Raw genomic sequence first — 15,751 nt, forward strand, 5'->3', positions numbered from 1 at the left:
GTTAGGCTAAAAGGAGTGCGGAAGCACTCCTTTTTTATCCTCTCGCATCAGTATATCCCCCCTCAGCAGCAACTCGGCAACCCAGCACACGACCCACACTAAATTATAATATAACTAAAAAATCTTAATCTTAAGCTCTTACGACATTCGTCCATCACAGGTAAGAAATGCCATAATCCATGACGTCAAATGAAATCAGAAAACCATAATTACCACTCAATAGATAAGCCATATTTAAAACAGAGTGATGCATTTTTTCTCACATCCCCCCGAAATGAGAGAAAACATAACCAGCCAATGCTAATTAATTTATACCTAATATATTAACGAGTTAATCAAGTCTCATGACCAATTTAATAATAATCATCTTATATTGAGAGAAATTTGAGAGGACTTTTAAAACAAAATATGACTCAAATAGAATGCTATCTCACGCTTTTATAATCGACTTACAGACCAGGTTTAATACTAAGTGATGGGATTCATATGTAACTGCTCATTTCACCGTGACGAACCAAATGTGCGGCTGCTAGAGTTTGTTTCAACATTGAACAGGAAGATGTAAATAAAGTCGCCGCAATGTCAGTTAGGCTAGATGTGACAAACTCTATTTCCAGCAGAGAGCTGTCGCCAAAATAGAGATACACAACCAACCGGCGAATGTAGATGGAACTTCAAATTAGATAGGAATAGTATCGCAATGAAAAAAAATAGAATTGCTCAACTTATGCTGGCATCTAGCATTATGGTCTCTACCAATGTTTTTGCGGCTTGTTATGGTAACGTTTACAGCATGAACGCTGGACGCGGCCATGTGGGTGCGCTTATTGATCTAAAAGAAAGCGCTTCTTTAGATAGCAACTACTTTCAAAACGCTTCTGAGCGTGCAGTCATCAACTCAAAAGCCCTCTTCAGCTCTTCTGCGATGGCGTATGATGAAAACACCAACCGCATCTACTATTCAAACGTGCCAAGCCCTAGGGCGTACCACATCAATGACGCTGACACGTTTTTCAGTGATGAAGAACTGAACGCTTTAGATTTCCACGCTAAATCTTCAACGCGCTTTACATTGGCATACTATGACGTCGCAACGGGTGAACATGTAGAAGTCGCCAATACCAAATACCAAATTATGCGTATGGCGTTCTCACCAGAAACGGGTGAACTTTACGCGTCAGACGCTAGCCGCCTATTCACGGTTAATCCAACGTCTGGGGAAACAACTCAGATCGCGCTGTTCCCTTCTGGCCCGCGTCAAGGCGGCTTTACCAACTGGGGTGATTTTGAGTTTTATAAAGGCGAGTTATTGTTCGTCACCAACGGACGTTCTTACTCGGTCGATTTATCAACCGCTGACTTAACATTGAAAGCGTTCCACTTTGTTAATTTCGTTTCTTCTGTCACCACAGATCAGAACGGTCAGCTCATTATGGCCGCGAAGAATCAGAACGTGTCTGGCAACGTGAACAACAACCGTCTGTGGCGTCTTAACCCTTCAACGGGTGAGAAGGTACAGGTAGGTTTGTTCCCTACTCGTATTAGTGCAATGGCGACAGTGACATCAGAGGAACATACTTGTTACGAGCCAACCATCTTCCCAAGCCAAGAAGTGACAGGATTAACAACTTTGGGTATCAATGACGACCCTATCTTGGAAGGCCACGCGAAGTCGTTCCACCTTGGTCTCACTGAAGAAGCCACCGAAGATACAAAGGTTAACCTCTCTTTTGGCGGTTCAGCAGAAGTGATCAGTGACTACAAAGCTTCAATTCGACTTCACTACGAAACAGGCACTACTGGAGATCCAACCACAACAGTCGCCAACGATGGGTCAGCTACCCTCACAATTCCTGCTGGCGCAACCGGTATTGTGGTAACCGTAGATTCAACGGATGATAATTTTGCGGAAAGTGATGAAACGGTCACCATCGAAGCATGGGTAAACGCAGACAAAAGTGATCTGCAAACTGGAGAGTTCGTCATCAAAGATGACAATGATTCAGCCACCGGCAGCTTTGCGCTTTCTGAAAGCTTACCCCCAGGTGATGACGGTCGTCTTGAAGGTGGACACTCTCTCGTCGCACTGGTTGATTTTGCACAAACGACAACATCCACTCAAACCATGTTCTTTGCGTTGAAAAATGGGACTGCCATATTGGGCAGTGACTACACGAACTCCGTTCGTATTGCTTATCAACAAGGCGCAACAGGTGGCCAAACAACAGCAACACTTTCGGCATCGGGAACCGCTGTAACTATCGCAAACAATGCCGATCAGTTCATCGTGTTCTTTAACTCCATCAATGACAGTGTCAAAGAAAGTACAGAGTTCGTTATCCTAGAAGCGTGGACGAAATCAGACAAAAGTGACTTACAGTCTGTTCAACTGAACATTACAGACAACGACTAACGGATTGCTCAATCTCGATAAAAAAGGGAGCCAATTGGCTCCCTTTTTTTGTTTGGCGCATTGATATCAACGCTTAGCACGCTGCAAAAATTTATCCAGTTCATTGGCAAACTTCTGGCGATCTTGCTGATTGAGTGCCGCAGGCCCCCCCATCTGTACACCACTCGAACGCATGGTATCCATGAAATCACGCATGTTAAGACGCTGACGAATGTTCTCAAGCGTATAAAGTTCACCACGTGGATTTAGCGCAAGGGCTTTTTTCTCAATCACTTCAGCAGCCAAAGGAATATCAGCCGTGATCACTAAATCCCCCACTTCAACACGCTTGACGATTTCGTCATCCGCGACATCAAACCCTTTTTCAACTTGAAGACTAGAAATATAACGCGAAGGAGGCGTTCTTAGCCCTTGGTTTGCAACAAGCACCACAGGCGTTTGGGTTCTGTCTGCGGCTCTAAAAAGTACTTCTTTAATGACTGCTGGACATGCATCAGCATCGACCCAAATTGTTGCCATGTATATTTTCCTCAAACGTCAATTGCAGCGAACATTAACAGCCTAAATCTGGTGAAGCAATGCCTCTCACTCAGCATTGGGTTTGCCTGCCTTTTGAACCGCATAAAATGCCGCGATATCCGCTAAATCTTGCTCGTTTAAAGCGGAGAGCTGTTGCTGCATCATTTTACCCATGACCCCGCCGCGCTCTCCGTGTTGATAGCTCAGCATGGCGTTATACAGATATTGCGCATTTTGGCCGTTCAAGTGCGGATAATCATCTCGCTCACTGTAACCCGAAACACCATGACAAAATTGGCAGGAATACGCTTTGTTCTGCCCCAAGTCTGAGTTTCCAACAGGCATGGCTGCCAATAGCGGTAATGGCGGTAATGACGTAAAAAACAACGATAAAGCAATAGAATAGCGCAGTAGCATACGAGTTCTCCTTTTGTGACGGCATCATAGCGGTACGCATCAAAAATGCACGCAATCAGTGAACGCGTTCAAACAGATGTATGAAAAACCATCACTTACTCTACAACTTTCGATACACTTTCGCGGTTCTCGACATCCTATACTCAGCTCGATATTGGAATAGGTATCGCTTAATCCTTCCAATGTTAAAGCTTTTATCTCTTTGCGCATTTTGGTGCACATACAAATAGTCCGTTTCCATACGGCTAGGCGACAAAGGCGATAGATGACATGTTTTCTTCATCGGCTTGTCACCAATACTTCACAATTAAGAACCAAAATCCGCAGCCATAACGATAAGAAACTCCCTGTTAAATACAGAAAGTAAAGGAAGACAACGTGAGCGAATATAATCAACATGACGACCAACGTCTGCTAGACAGCGAACCCGCATTTAATCGTTTCATTGATGCTGCAATGAATCGCCGTAATTTCCTTCGCGCTGCGGGTGCGACTGGAACGGTAGCTTTCTTTGCTGCTACCCCAGTTGCACAAGCAGTGGCGGGGACAATGAAGAAAAGCGAACTCATCGGCTTTGATGCAATCCCAATATCAACCGCCGACACAGTGATCGTTCCAGACGGTTATGTGGCTGAACCCCTGATTTCTTGGGGGGATGCGTTGTTTACTGACTCTCCTAAGTTCAGCCAGGGCAATGACTCTAAGGCTCAGGAAATGCAGTACGGTGATAATACTGACGGCATGACCTTATTCCCAATCTCAGACACGCGTGCTGTCTTGGTGGCGAATAACGAGTACACCAACAACGAATATCTCTATGCACATCAAGGTAAAAACATTTCTGCTGATGATGTGCGTAAATCTCAGGCTGCGCATGCAGTCTCTATCGTTGAATTGGTCAGAAAGGACGGTCAGTGGCAAGTGAATACTGAAGGTCGGCTAAATCGCAAACTCACCGCCTACACGCCCATGGAAATGACAGGTCCGGCGGCGGGCCATGATTTGTTGAAAACCAAAGATGACCCGACAGGAACGAAAATACTAGGGACATACAACAACTGTGCAAACGGTCAAACCCCGTGGGGAACCTATCTCGCCTGTGAAGAAAACTTCAATGGTTACTTTGCTGCGTCTAAAGAGGTTGAGTTAACGGACGAATACAAACGTTACGGTGTAAAAGAGAAAGACTGGGGCTATGACTGGTGGAAACACGACGATCGTTTCGACATCGCGAAAACACCCAACGAGCCAAACCGTTTTGGTTGGGTTGTCGAAATCGACCCAATGAACCCGAATTCAACACCGAAGAAACGCTCCGCACTGGGCCGTTTTAAGCATGAAAACGCCGCGATGGCGATCAACAATGACGGCCACGTTGTTGTGTATCTGGGTGATGATGAACGTGGTGAGCATCTGTACAAATTTGTTTCTAAAAACAAATATAAGCCAGGTACCCACAGTTCCAACCTAGACCTTTTGGAAGAAGGCACGCTTTACGTTGCAAAACTGGACGGAAAAGAAGGCGAACTTAAAGGCAACGGCCAATGGCTAGAGCTGACCTTCGGCAAAAATGGCCTCACGCCCGAAAACGGCTTCAACAGCCAAGCCGAAGTGATGATCTTTGCGCGTAAAGCTGCAACACATGTTGGCGCAACCACCATGGATCGCCCTGAATGGGTTGCTGTTCACCCAGATAACAAACACGTTTTCTGTACGCTAACGAACAACAAATACCGTGGTGTGAAAGACACACAACCGGTTAATGTTGCCAATCCACGCGTTGAAAACCCTTATGGGCACATCATTCGATGGGAACCAAAAGGTGGCGACCACACGGCGACAGACTTCGATTGGGATCTGTTCGTGATGGCAGGTAACCCGGAAGTACATGAAGGCTTGATGGCCGGAACGGATAACGTCAACAAGGACAACATGTTCAACAGCCCTGATGGCTTAGGGTTTGATGCGGCTGGGCGCATGTGGATCATGACGGACGGCAAATATTCGAACAAAGACAACTTCGCAGGCATGGGTAACAATCAAATGCTGTGTGCGGATCCGAAAACGGGGGAAATTCGTCGTTTCTTAACAGGTCCTATCGCATGTGAAGTCACGGGGCTGACATTCTCACCCGATTACAAAACCATGTTTGTCGGTATTCAACACCCAGGTGAAGGTCTCGCGCCTTCCCATTTCCCAGAAGGTGGTGATGCAATCCCACGTTCGACTGTCATGCGTATTACGCGTAAAGATGGCGGCGTGATTGGCGCATAATCCGCCCATGTTTCTCGTAAGATAGTGTGAGATAAACATAAGTCTACAAAAAAGCCCCATTAGCAATAATGGGGCTTTTCGTTTTCACGCGAAAGTATTCATCAAGATGAAGGCGATACTATTGAGGGCTGATCAGCACCGAGCGCATGCTGTTGCTGCCATGAGAAATCCCCATCACAGGAAAACTCAATATATCGTCATCATTCTTCGCGCCAAGCGCATACAACAACGGCCAGTAATGCTCGGGGGTAGGAATCGCGAGTTCGATGTCTTCCCCTAATGAACTGTAATCGATCAGAGGCTCGATGTCGTTTTGCACCATATGGTGCGCCATTTTTGCGTCCGTATGCAGCGCCCATGGATATGCGTGATCTTCGCGAGGATCGATGAGTGTGAGGTTATGAACAATGTTACCGCTCGCAAGAATAAGGATATTCTCATCACGTAGAAAATCGAGTGCTTTACCACGTTCAAAATGCTCTCGCGCTGACAAGTTCATGTCCAAGCTCATTTGGATCACAGGAATGTTTGCATCGGGAAACATATGACGAAGTACAGTCCACGCGCCGTGATCAAATCCCCAACTTTCATCTAATTCAATGTCGAAAGGTACACGACCTGCAATATCCCTTGCCAATGCAGGTGCCCCATGGGCTTTGTATTCAATGACATTAAGCTGAGGATCGATAGGTCCAAAGTCATGGATTGTTTTTGGATACTCGGCAGTTGTAATGCGTGTGCCGCGTGTCATCCAATGTGCTGAAATGCATAAGATTGCCTTGGGAACAATCATGTTTGTTGCGATCGCTTTCCAAGCATTTGTGTATCGGTTTTCAGATAACGTATAAATCGGCGTCCCGTGCCCGATAAACAGCGCAGGCATTCTCTGGCCCATGTTCGCCTGCGTAGGTAGTGACATTTAATTTCTCCCTCCTTTTTATCAGATATCCATTGGCTGCATTTTTTGTATTTTGCAGCACTATTCATTGCCTCCATTTGGTGCATCATGAATAAGACATTTAGGACACAAAATCCCAGTAAAGAAGATACAGACACCCTTCAATATGAAAAACAGACATAAGCAGAATTGACCTTTCATCAAAACTGAACAATCTCCATTCATTCGCCAAAATTCAATCAGTTAAAGGATACCAATCCTAAGCAGATAACAAATTTCACTTGGCGTCACCTCAACAATATCGACCCGATAGTCGGCACCATCTACACCTGAATTAACAAGGAGAGATAGCCCCGTGCGGCGTTGCAATATGTTGAACAAGGATAAATTGAACACCCGCTTTTGCAGCCCAACTCACAAACCCACCATGTTGACGAGGCCTAGTATGCAGGGACTAAAATTTCACCAACAGCGACCCAGCACATCAAATTCGATAATATTGGGCCATACTGATCACACTACACAATAGAGAACAGGACGTTGGTATTGCCAAACAGTCATAAAACGCCTCTCAACGTGGCGGTATTAGCCTTCGAAGGAATGAGCCCTTTTCACCTCACGGTTCCTTGTATTGTGTTTGGCGATTTGTCCTCACACTTCACACTGAAGGTGTGCGCCGAATCTCAGGATTTGCTGTCTACAACGGCTGGGTTCCAACTCGCAGCCAGTCACGGCCTCGATGCGTTTGATAGCGCCGACATCATCATTATTCCCAGTTGGCATATGTCCTATCAACCGCCGTCACAAGCGCTCATTGCCGCACTTCAACATGCGGAAAAGCGTGGTGCTTTGGTGGTGGGTCTTTGTTTGGGGAGCTACGTGCTTGCCGCGGCAGGGTTGTTAAACCAAAAGCAAGCAACGACGCATTGGGCTTTTTTTGACGATTTTTCGTCGCTGTTCCCCGATATTCAGCTCGAAACTGACATGCTCTATGTTGAATGTGACAACGTGATCACGAGCGCAGGAACAGCGGCTGGTATGGATTGTTGCCTGCAGATTGTTCGCAGAATACTGGGGAGTACAGAAGCCAATCATCTGGCTCGTCTTCTCGTTGTTCCTCCTCAACGACAGGGTGGGCAATCGCAATATGTTTCTGTTCCCATGCCTGAGCGCGGGACCGATCTTCGCCTATCGCAATTGCTTGATGATGTTCTTGTCACCTTGAACCTCCCTCATACGATTGACGAATTGGCAGAAAAAAACATGATGAGTCGACGCACTTTTACACGCAGGTTTCAGGCGGTGACAGGTAAGTCATTTGGAAAGTGGTTACTGGCTGCGAGATTGTCACACTGTCAGCAGTTGCTCGAATCTTCAACCTTATCGGTAGAGCAAATCGCAGACGCTTGCGGGTTCAATAATGCTGTCACCTTACGACATCACTTTAAAAAGTCATTTGGTATCTCACCGTCGGCATGGAGAAAGTTATTTGAAACCCCACTTTCAAACAACGAACTAAGACAAAAACAAGGGTAAAACAAACCACTTCACCTTTATCTAAATTAACAAAATCTAAAATATTCAATGTATTAGACGAGGGACTTTTATTGCCCTCGTTACAAACTCATCCTTTTAAATGTAAAATTTTCAAACAAAACCCTCGTGAAACTCATTCTTCATTCATTCTAATTCATGCAATTTGTTCAAATATCATCTTTTCATTGAAAGCGCTTTCACGTTTAGCCAAACTTTATGTAACCAAGATGTTAACAAATCAGTACCAATCCTCCCGTACATCGGCGCTGATTGCATTAACCATTCCGCATTAACAGAAAACAGTCTCGTGAATGTACTGATTAACTCTCTGGATATTCTGACGATGAAAAAACAGTGAACGTCAGGTTATTTGGATAAACACCTGTAAACATTCTCTTTTAGCTAAGATAGCAGCCCAACTCACAATCATCGGTGGTTGGGTTTTTTTTGCCTTTTTTGAGGGATTAAAAACTAACTGTCGTGTTTCGTAAGAGGGAAGAAGAAATGAAAAACCCACGCCGGCCCAATGAGTAAGAACTGAATATCTTTAAAGAAAGACGGTTTTTTACCCTCGATATGATGGCCAACGAATTGCAGTATCCATAGCAGAACAAACAGCACTGATGACAATACAAGCACGCTCACTTGGGCATGCTGAAGCTGGACTAAGGTCAGAGTACAAAACATGGAGAAAGCCGTCATCACGATGAATGCTTTGAGTGACATCATGGCGTAGAAACCCAGCACAAATGCCAGCACGATGAAATACGGCGCAATGCTCACACCCACAACAGACAGCGACGGAACGAGCCATAAAAAGCCCGCCACGGAAAAGAAAATCCCAGGAACGGCAACCTTATGAATTTTCTGGTTAGTGAGGTTTTGGTGGCTCTCGCCATACTCTTCAAACCATTGTTCCAACGATTTCATTCGTAACACTCCTTGTTCTTGTTATCGCTATTTCTTCATACTGACCAACTCAGGCCATGATTTGAAATACAATATCTCTAACAACCGGCAGAACAGACAATACCAACAACAACGACATGCTGTAGTTAAACACTTTCCTTCGTGTTGATGATGTGAGCACTTTCTTTAACATTGAACCAAACAACAGCCATACGCCCACACTAGGAAAGGAGACAAAAAAGAAGGTTGCGGCAATGATCATGTTTTGCGTGTAGAAGCCGTCTCCAACAGAGGTAAAAGCCGCAATCGCCCCCGTAGCAACAACCCACGCTTTCGCATTCACCCACTGAAACAGCGCCCCTTTCAGAAAAGTGAGTGGTTTAGCTTGCTCGTCGGTTACCCCTGACATCTCACCAGAGCGTGCAATCAAGAAGGCCAAATACAGAAGGTACGCTGTACCTATGCATTTGATGATCAAATGAAGTTCAGGAAAGCGCTGAAAAAGCTGCCCGAACCCCAGCCCCACCAGCAAGAGCATGATGGCAAAGCCAACGCAAATCCCCAAAAGCAAAGGGACACTCTTACGCACACCAAAATTAACGCCCGAAGACATCAATAAAAGGTTATTCGGCCCCGGGGTGGCGGAAGCGGAAATGGCAAAAAGCGTAACCGCTATCAGATACTCCATAATGAAAGCTCCTATGTCAGCCAGCGCGGTCTACGCAGCAGCTATTGAGATACAGATGGAATATTTTCAGAGCGATAAAGGCCATAAACTGCATGATCGACAATGCGATCATCCAGCTTTTCTGCCTGTCGAATCACGCCTTCCAATGTGAAGCCCAATCTTTCACATACTGCACGGCTTGCTGCATTTTCTGTCGCCGCGGATATTTCCACTTTTTCCATACCCAGTTTTTCAAAGGCAATGTGGACAAGCGCCTTCACACAGCGCGAAACAATGCCTTTGCCCTGTTGGTTTTGACAAACCCAATAGCCAATTTGCACTTTCTTTAGGTCATGAGAAATCGTATTGAAACTGATGTTCCCTACCACGGCGCCTTGATAGAGTATCGCGCACGTTAACGACTTTCCGTCGGCGTAGTCATGCAGTGAATGACGAATAAAGCCTTCGAAAAATGCAATGCCATCTGCATGCGCAGGCCAAGCTAGCCATTGCGCTAAATAGTCCCTGTCGCGACTGACAATGTCGAAATAGTCATGGGCGAAGGAAGGCTGAACAAGTGCCAATGAAATGTCGTTATCTACAATGGTTGCAAACATAACGTTAATCCTTTAACCCCATAACGTTGTATCCATCACACTCAAACCGGATGAACATAATTTGATATCTCTATCAAATTGCCATCAAGGTCGCGAAAGTACAATGATTCAATCGCGCCTTGCGCCCTTGTGCGCAGCACTGGCCCTTCTTCAATGGCGATCTCCTCGCAGTCTTAAACGCGTCGAGAAGCCATAGGGTGTTCAGGGGTCAACTCAAGAAGATCCCAGCGGTTACCGTAGAGATCTTCAAACACAGCCACAGTTCCGTAGTCTGCCTCCATTGGCTCTCGCACAAAATGCACGCCCTCTTCTCGCATTCGGTTGTAATCCCGCCAGAAATCATCTGTGGAGAGGAAAAGGAACACACGACCACCCGCTTGATTGCCAATGAAGGAGCTTTGCTCATCATTGGAAGCCCTTGCAAGCAACAGTGTCATGCCCTTCGAGCCCGGTGGAGATATCACCACCCACCGTTTGTCCTGCTCAGGTTGATAAGTATCTTCCACCACGTCAAACTTCAATTTATTGACGTAAAACTCAAGTGCCTCGTCGTAGTCTCGAACTACGATCGCGACATGTATCAGCGCTTGATTCATGCTATTTCTCTCTTCATCATATTTGCCAACACCCAAACAACCAGAAAACTAACGTCAGTAAAACTCACTAAACCCTGCATTTTCACGTTTTTTGGAATTAAATTAAAATACGTCAATTTCACGATTTAATTATGATAAATCATCTTATAAGTAAGAATATAAAACAAATTGCATTTAGGGGTAATAATTGAGCCAAATCAATTTTATTGCATGAATTTTAGCAACGAAAAGTCCAAACAATCCCAAAATGACAGTTTAAAATAACACTTGTTTTTAACCACTTACTTAATCAACACAAAAGATAAAAAATCTTTCATTGTTTTTTTCTATTATCGCCATCGAAATAATCCCTTTCATAAATTGTGTCATTGCTATCTATACTCACCGTACTGACAAACATTCTAGACAACACTAATGGGAGGTGCTTTTTACAGACAAAGCCAATACCCCACTAAATAGTGAATTATTTTACAATATTTTTATCGTCGTCATTTCACTTGATTAGCGAAGCCCTTTCTTTGCATAAAAAAAGGGACAGGTCGAATTAAACCAGTATCAAATGACATTTCGGCATAGGAATTATTATTCTTACCCCTGGAAAATCCAGAAAGAATTAAAAAGTCACATTCAATGTGTCAGCGTTTTGTCATTTGCACTGGAACACAAAGTACTAAAACGTTTACTCCTTAAATTAAATTATAGACGTGTTTATATTTTAAATAACGCGCGGGTAATTACACCTGTGTGCACGTATACATGGAAGAGGAAAGTAACATGTTTAAAAAGACCCTTATTTCGGTCGTCTTGTCTGGTCTATTGGTTTCATCTCCAACATTCGCGCAAGGCGAACCAAAATCAAACCAATTCTGGTGGCCTGACCAACTCAATCTTGCTCCCCTTCGTGATCATGGCCAAGAATCAAACCCGCTCGGCGAAAGCTTTGACTACGCTGCCGCATTCGAAACCTTGGACCTCAACGCCGTTAAAAAAGACATCTCCGTTGTGCTTACCGAATCCCAACCTTGGTGGCCTGCGGACTATGGCCATTACGGCCCATTCTTCATCCGCATGGCATGGCACGCAGCAGGGACGTATCGCGTGTCTGATGGTCGTGGTGGTGCTGGCGGTGGTCAACAACGTTTTGACCCGCTCAATAGCTGGCCTGATAACGCCAACCTTGATAAAGCGCGCCGCCTGCTGTGGCCTGTGAAGCAAAAATACGGTGAAAGCCTTTCTTGGGCTGACTTGATGGCACTGACGGGTAATGTTGCCCTTGAATCAATGGGCTTTAAAACCTTCGGATTTGCCGGTGGTCGTGAAGATGATTGGGAACCCGACTTTGTTTACTGGGGCCCAGAAGAAGAAATGCTCGCCGATGAGCGTCGCGATGAAAACGGCAAATTGAAAGAAGGCCTTGCGGCAGTTCAAATGGGTCTGATCTACGTCAACCCAGAAGGCCCAGGCGGTGTGCCTGATCCGCTTCTAGCAGCAAAAGACATTCGTCATTCATTTGGCCGCATGGCAATGAACGACGAAGAAATTGTCGCGCTGATCGCGGGCGGACACACCTTTGGTAAGGCCCACGGTGCGCACAAGCCAGAAGAATGTTTAGGTGAAGCGCCGGCGGGTGCACCTGTTGAAGAACAGGGTTTCGGCTGGAAAAACAAATGTGGCACGGGCAAAGGTGCTGATGCCATTACCAGTGGTCTAGAAGGCGCATGGACAGTCACACCAACGCAATGGACGACAAACTACCTCGATAACCTGTTCGGCTTCAACTGGGTGCTAACAGAAAGCCCTGCTGGCGCGAAGCAATGGATCCCAGATTCAAAAGCAGCAGCGCAGCTTGTTCCTGACGCGCACGATCCTACCAAGCGCCATGCACCCATCATGTTCACCACAGACATTGCAATCAAAGAAGATCCGCAATTCCGTGCAATAGCGGAAAGCTTCCGCGAGGACCCTGCAAACTTTGAGCTCGCGTTTGCCAAAGCGTGGTTCAAACTCAATCACCGCGATCTCGGTCCACGTGCACGTTACATCGGCGCTGAAATCCCAGAAGAAATTCTGGTATGGCAAGACCCGGTGCCTGCGGTTGATCACCCGCTCATCACGGACAAGCAAGCTGGCGAGATCAAAGCCGACATTCTGGCATCGGGTTTGAACGTGCCTGAGCTGGTTAAAACAGCATGGGCATCAGCAGCCAGCTACCGTGGCACTGACATGCGTGGCGGTGCAAACGGCGCGCGTTTGCAGCTTGAGCCTCAAAAAGATTGGGTGGTAAACAATCCGAAAGAGACGCAAAAAGTACTGAAAGCACTCACTAAGATTCAAAAAGACTTCAACCAACAAGCGGGCGACACACAAGTGTCTCTAGCCGATGTGATTGTGTTGGCAGGCGCAGCAGGCGTTGAGAAAGCCGCCAAAGACGCAGGGCTGAAAGCGGATGTTCCGTTTAACCCAGGCCGTACTGACGCCACGCAAGCAATGACGGACGTCGCTTCCTTCGCTGTGCTTGAGCCAACGGCAGATGGTTTCAGAAACTACTTTGATGCATCGAAAAACTACCGTTCACCGGCCGAAGCATTGGTTGAACGCGCTGACCTGCTTACCCTCACCGTGCCAGAAATGACAGTACTCGTGGGCGGTATGCGTGCCATGAACGCGAACAGCGATGGCTCTTCCAACGGTGTGTTTACGGACAAACCGGGCACCCTAAGCAACGATTACTTCCTAAACCTGCTTGATATGTCCACCAAGTGGTCAAAATCAGCAGACATGGAAGGCATCTATGTCGGTACAGACCGTGCTTCTGGTGATAAGAAATGGACGGCAACGCCCGTTGATTTGATTTTTGGTTCAAATGCAGAGCTTCGCTCAATCTCGGAAGTGTATGCATCAAACGGTTCTGAGCAGAAGTTTGTCGATGATTTTGTCGCGGCATGGACAAAAGTCATGAACAACGATCGTTTTGACCTGAAAAACTAAGGAATATCCCTTTAAGACGTAGCGATCTCATCCCAATGTCGCTTCCTGTCCAAAGAGCTCGAACCAAGGTTGGTCGAGCTCTTTTTTTTATGGTTTATATTCGTAGGCCTTTTACAACACCACGGGTTCATCAAACGCTTTTCCCCACGCGTTGAGAACATAGCCCCTTCGCGCTGGTGCGTAGTAAGGATCTAACGCGATAAGCGCGTGTGCACGATCATAGCTGTCTACTTCCATGACCCACATCCCGCCCGTTTGCTCACCACTGTGTTCGTCTCTCAAACTGCCACCAATCAAAATTTCATCACCGTGGATTTTCAAAAAACCAAGGTGGTCTTGGAGATATTGAGCACGGTGCGCTTTCATGCCCTCTTTATCGGTAAAAATCGCGACTATTCTCATCTCACGTTTCCTGTGTTGGTGCTTGCTCTCTGTCTTCCATGCCGTAGTCTCGCAAGACGGCAGCCACACGCAATCGGTAATCATCAAACAGCAAAGATCGGCCTTTTTTCTGCGCCAATTGATGTTCGACCTGTTGCCGCCATACTTTTATGGCTTCTTCATCTCGCCAGAAAGACAACGATAAGAATGTGTTTTCATCGGCCAAGCTCTGATACCGCTCAACAGACAGGAAACCATCAATATCCACCAGCGATGCTTTCAGTTTTTGTGCGATATGAAAGTAGGTGGCACGGCCTCCTTGCTTGATAGTGACTTCAAAAATAACCGCAATCATGAGCCTTCCCCTGCAAGTTGAAGATAAGCCGCATCAACGGCACGAAGGAAGGTGCGTTTTTCAGATACGATAAATTTTTCTTTTTGGGCAAACGCAAAGTTCTTCTCTCCTTCTCTGTCATGCTTTAGTCGCGTCCTGTAAGCCTCATACGCGGCGAGATCAGGGAAACTGATTAACCCAAATGCCCTATTATTTGTGCCTTCATGAGGAAGAAAATAGCCCAACAACTCCCCGCCACACGCGGGAATGATCTTGCCCCACGCTTCAGCATATTCTTCAAATTGTGCCGTTTTAAAAGGATCGATTTGGTATTCAATAAAACAAGTTATCTTCATCTTGCCGCGACTCCATGTTGCTGTGGTTTTTGGATGTTTAACGCAGTGTAAAGCGACAAATTATTCATGCTTCGATGGCGGTCGAAGTGAAGGTGATGCGACTATGATGAAATAACGGCTGAGATAGCGCGGGCAAAAAAGGAAGGCGTATTGGAACCAAACATTGCAACGATAGCGGGACTTATTGGGGAGGAAACCAGAGCTGCGATGCTAATGGCGCTAATGAGCGGCAAAGCACTTACTGCGACGGAGCTTGCCATAGAAGCAGACATTACCGCGCAAACGGCCAGCAGCCATTTAAACAAATTGGTCGACGGTGAATTACTCATTGTCAGAAAACAAGGTCGCCATAAATACTTTCAATTGGCGAACCGACACGTTGCAGATTTGCTTGAACAGATTTTGACATTGAGCGCCTCTCACGCATCAACAACCCAAACAGGCCCTAGCGACCCTCACCTCAAATACGCTCGCATTTGCTATGACCACTTAGCGGGAGAAATAGGCGTCTCGCTTTATCGCATCTTGGCAGAGCAAGAAGTCATCATGGATCAGGCTTCACATACTGCGTTAACGCCAAAAGGCGAACGCTTCTTTTCAGATCTAGGTATCGATATTGAGGGCATGAAGAAGCAACGTCGGCCTGTATGCAAATCTTGCTTAGATTGGAGCGAACGCCAAAATCACCTTGCGGGGAGCCTAGGGCAATATATCCTCTCCCATGCCTTGCAGAAACAATGGGCGTACCAATCACCGGGGACGCGGATCATTCAATTCTCTGATACCGGTTTGGCTGCATTTCTTTCTCGTTACACCCTCAAGTAACGCACACATACGAAAAAACCA

At 46.1% G+C, this 15,751-nt stretch carries 15 protein-coding genes and 1 pseudogene; 5 read left to right on the forward strand and 11 right to left on the reverse strand.

What is annotated here, in order from left to right; translation table 11 throughout:
• Window positions 1–700: 700 nt before the first annotated feature.
• A complete protein-coding gene (locus BCT27_RS15790) occupies window positions 701–2,413 on the forward strand; it encodes a YncE family protein (RefSeq protein WP_102396200.1) in 1,713 nt (570 codons plus the stop codon).
• A 66-nt stretch (window positions 2,414–2,479) separates the two neighbouring features.
• On the opposite strand, the gene BCT27_RS15795 is transcribed toward BCT27_RS15790, so the two are convergent.
• Window positions 2,480–2,932, reverse strand: a complete 453-nt coding sequence (locus BCT27_RS15795; RefSeq protein ID WP_102316854.1) for a YaiI/YqxD family protein — start codon at window positions 2,930–2,932, stop codon at window positions 2,480–2,482.
• A 66-nt stretch (window positions 2,933–2,998) separates the two neighbouring features.
• On the reverse strand, window positions 2,999–3,349 hold the full coding sequence (locus BCT27_RS15800) for a c-type cytochrome (protein WP_102396201.1): 351 nt from the start codon (window positions 3,347–3,349) through the stop codon (window positions 2,999–3,001).
• A 456-nt stretch (window positions 3,350–3,805) separates the two neighbouring features.
• On the opposite strand from BCT27_RS15800, the gene BCT27_RS15805 reads away from it, so the two are divergent.
• A complete protein-coding gene (locus BCT27_RS15805) occupies window positions 3,806–5,623 on the forward strand; it encodes a PhoX family protein (protein WP_198597577.1) in 1,818 nt (605 codons plus the stop codon).
• A gap of 118 nt (window positions 5,624–5,741) precedes the next feature.
• Here the strand turns inward: BCT27_RS15805 and ygiD are convergent, their stop codons facing one another.
• Entirely contained in the window at window positions 5,742–6,542 is an 801-nt protein-coding gene (gene ygiD, locus BCT27_RS15810) for a 4,5-DOPA-extradiol-dioxygenase (protein WP_102396203.1), read from the reverse strand.
• A gap of 525 nt (window positions 6,543–7,067) precedes the next feature.
• Here ygiD and BCT27_RS15815 point away from each other — a divergent pair.
• Entirely contained in the window at window positions 7,068–8,057 is a 990-nt protein-coding gene (locus BCT27_RS15815; RefSeq protein ID WP_198597576.1) for a GlxA family transcriptional regulator, read from the forward strand.
• Between the two features lie 471 nt (window positions 8,058–8,528).
• Here the strand turns inward: BCT27_RS15815 and BCT27_RS15820 are convergent, their stop codons facing one another.
• The 5 genes and pseudogenes from BCT27_RS15820 to BCT27_RS15840 form a co-directional block, all read right to left on the reverse strand.
• Window positions 8,529–8,987, reverse strand: a complete 459-nt coding sequence (locus BCT27_RS15820) for an Mpo1 family 2-hydroxy fatty acid dioxygenase (protein ID WP_102396204.1) — start codon at window positions 8,985–8,987, stop codon at window positions 8,529–8,531.
• Between the two features lie 49 nt (window positions 8,988–9,036).
• Entirely contained in the window at window positions 9,037–9,654 is a 618-nt protein-coding gene (locus BCT27_RS15825) for a LysE family translocator (RefSeq protein WP_102396205.1), read from the reverse strand.
• Between the two features lie 41 nt (window positions 9,655–9,695).
• On the reverse strand, window positions 9,696–10,250 hold the full coding sequence (locus BCT27_RS15830) for a GNAT family N-acetyltransferase (protein WP_102396206.1): 555 nt from the start codon (window positions 10,248–10,250) through the stop codon (window positions 9,696–9,698).
• A gap of 41 nt (window positions 10,251–10,291) precedes the next feature.
• Window positions 10,292–10,414, reverse strand: a pseudogene (locus BCT27_RS26020) (VOC family protein); the annotation flags it as partial.
• 9 nt (window positions 10,415–10,423) lie between these two features.
• Window positions 10,424–10,846, reverse strand: coding sequence for a VOC family protein (locus BCT27_RS15840; protein ID WP_102316847.1), 423 nt, complete (start codon window positions 10,844–10,846; stop codon window positions 10,424–10,426).
• 774 nt (window positions 10,847–11,620) lie between these two features.
• Here BCT27_RS15840 and katG point away from each other — a divergent pair.
• On the forward strand, window positions 11,621–13,834 hold the full coding sequence (gene katG / locus BCT27_RS15845; protein ID WP_102396207.1) for a catalase/peroxidase HPI: 2,214 nt from the start codon (window positions 11,621–11,623) through the stop codon (window positions 13,832–13,834).
• A 111-nt stretch (window positions 13,835–13,945) separates the two neighbouring features.
• Here katG and BCT27_RS15850 read toward each other — a convergent pair whose 3' ends face one another.
• Genes BCT27_RS15850 through BCT27_RS15860 form a run of 3 tightly spaced genes read right to left on the reverse strand, consistent with a single transcriptional unit; the run spans window position 13,946 to window position 14,905 of the window.
• Complete coding sequence (locus tag BCT27_RS15850; RefSeq protein ID WP_102396208.1) at window positions 13,946–14,236, reverse strand: YciI family protein; 291 nt, start codon at window positions 14,234–14,236, stop codon at window positions 13,946–13,948.
• Between the two features lies 1 nt (window position 14,237).
• A complete protein-coding gene (locus tag BCT27_RS15855) occupies window positions 14,238–14,570 on the reverse strand; it encodes an antibiotic biosynthesis monooxygenase family protein (RefSeq protein ID WP_102316844.1) in 333 nt (110 codons plus the stop codon).
• Window positions 14,567–14,905 carry an NIPSNAP family protein gene (locus tag BCT27_RS15860; protein ID WP_102396209.1) on the reverse strand — a complete coding sequence of 113 codons (339 nt, stop codon included), beginning with the start codon at window positions 14,903–14,905 and terminating at the stop codon, window positions 14,567–14,569. Before BCT27_RS15860 ends, BCT27_RS15855 begins: the two co-directional genes overlap by 4 nt.
• Window positions 14,906–15,055: 150 nt before the next feature.
• Between BCT27_RS15860 and BCT27_RS15865 the strand changes: the two genes are divergently transcribed.
• Window positions 15,056–15,730 carry an ArsR/SmtB family transcription factor gene (locus BCT27_RS15865; protein ID WP_102396210.1) on the forward strand — a complete coding sequence of 225 codons (675 nt, stop codon included), beginning with the start codon at window positions 15,056–15,058 and terminating at the stop codon, window positions 15,728–15,730.
• The last annotated feature ends 21 nt before the right edge of the window (window positions 15,731–15,751 follow it).

It is taken from the genome of Enterovibrio norvegicus, assembly GCF_002876705.1.
GTDB lineage: Bacteria > Pseudomonadota > Gammaproteobacteria > Enterobacterales > Vibrionaceae > Enterovibrio > Enterovibrio norvegicus_B.

Coding starts and splice junctions, on each gene's coding strand:
- BCT27_RS15855 (WP_102316844.1), bottom strand. CDS start 14,570: ATGATTGCGGTTATTTTTGAAGTCACTATCAAGCAAGGAGGCCGTGCC.
- BCT27_RS15830 (WP_102396206.1), bottom strand. CDS start 10,250: ATGTTTGCAACCATTGTAGATAACGACATTTCATTGGCACTTGTTCAG.
- katG (WP_102396207.1), top strand. CDS start 11,621: ATGTTTAAAAAGACCCTTATTTCGGTCGTCTTGTCTGGTCTATTGGTT.
- BCT27_RS15850 (WP_102396208.1), bottom strand. CDS start 14,236: ATGAGAATAGTCGCGATTTTTACCGATAAAGAGGGCATGAAAGCGCAC.
- BCT27_RS15825 (WP_102396205.1), bottom strand. CDS start 9,654: ATGGAGTATCTGATAGCGGTTACGCTTTTTGCCATTTCCGCTTCCGCC.
- BCT27_RS15820 (WP_102396204.1), bottom strand. CDS start 8,987: ATGAAATCGTTGGAACAATGGTTTGAAGAGTATGGCGAGAGCCACCAA.
- BCT27_RS15790 (WP_102396200.1), top strand. CDS start 701: ATGAAAAAAAATAGAATTGCTCAACTTATGCTGGCATCTAGCATTATG.
- ygiD (WP_102396203.1), bottom strand. CDS start 6,542: ATGTCACTACCTACGCAGGCGAACATGGGCCAGAGAATGCCTGCGCTG.
- BCT27_RS15795 (WP_102316854.1), bottom strand. CDS start 2,932: ATGGCAACAATTTGGGTCGATGCTGATGCATGTCCAGCAGTCATTAAA.
- BCT27_RS15840 (WP_102316847.1), bottom strand. CDS start 10,846: ATGAATCAAGCGCTGATACATGTCGCGATCGTAGTTCGAGACTACGAC.
- BCT27_RS15800 (WP_102396201.1), bottom strand. CDS start 3,349: ATGCTACTGCGCTATTCTATTGCTTTATCGTTGTTTTTTACGTCATTA.
- BCT27_RS15860 (WP_102396209.1), bottom strand. CDS start 14,905: ATGAAGATAACTTGTTTTATTGAATACCAAATCGATCCTTTTAAAACG.
- BCT27_RS15805 (WP_198597577.1), top strand. CDS start 3,806: ATGAATCGCCGTAATTTCCTTCGCGCTGCGGGTGCGACTGGAACGGTA.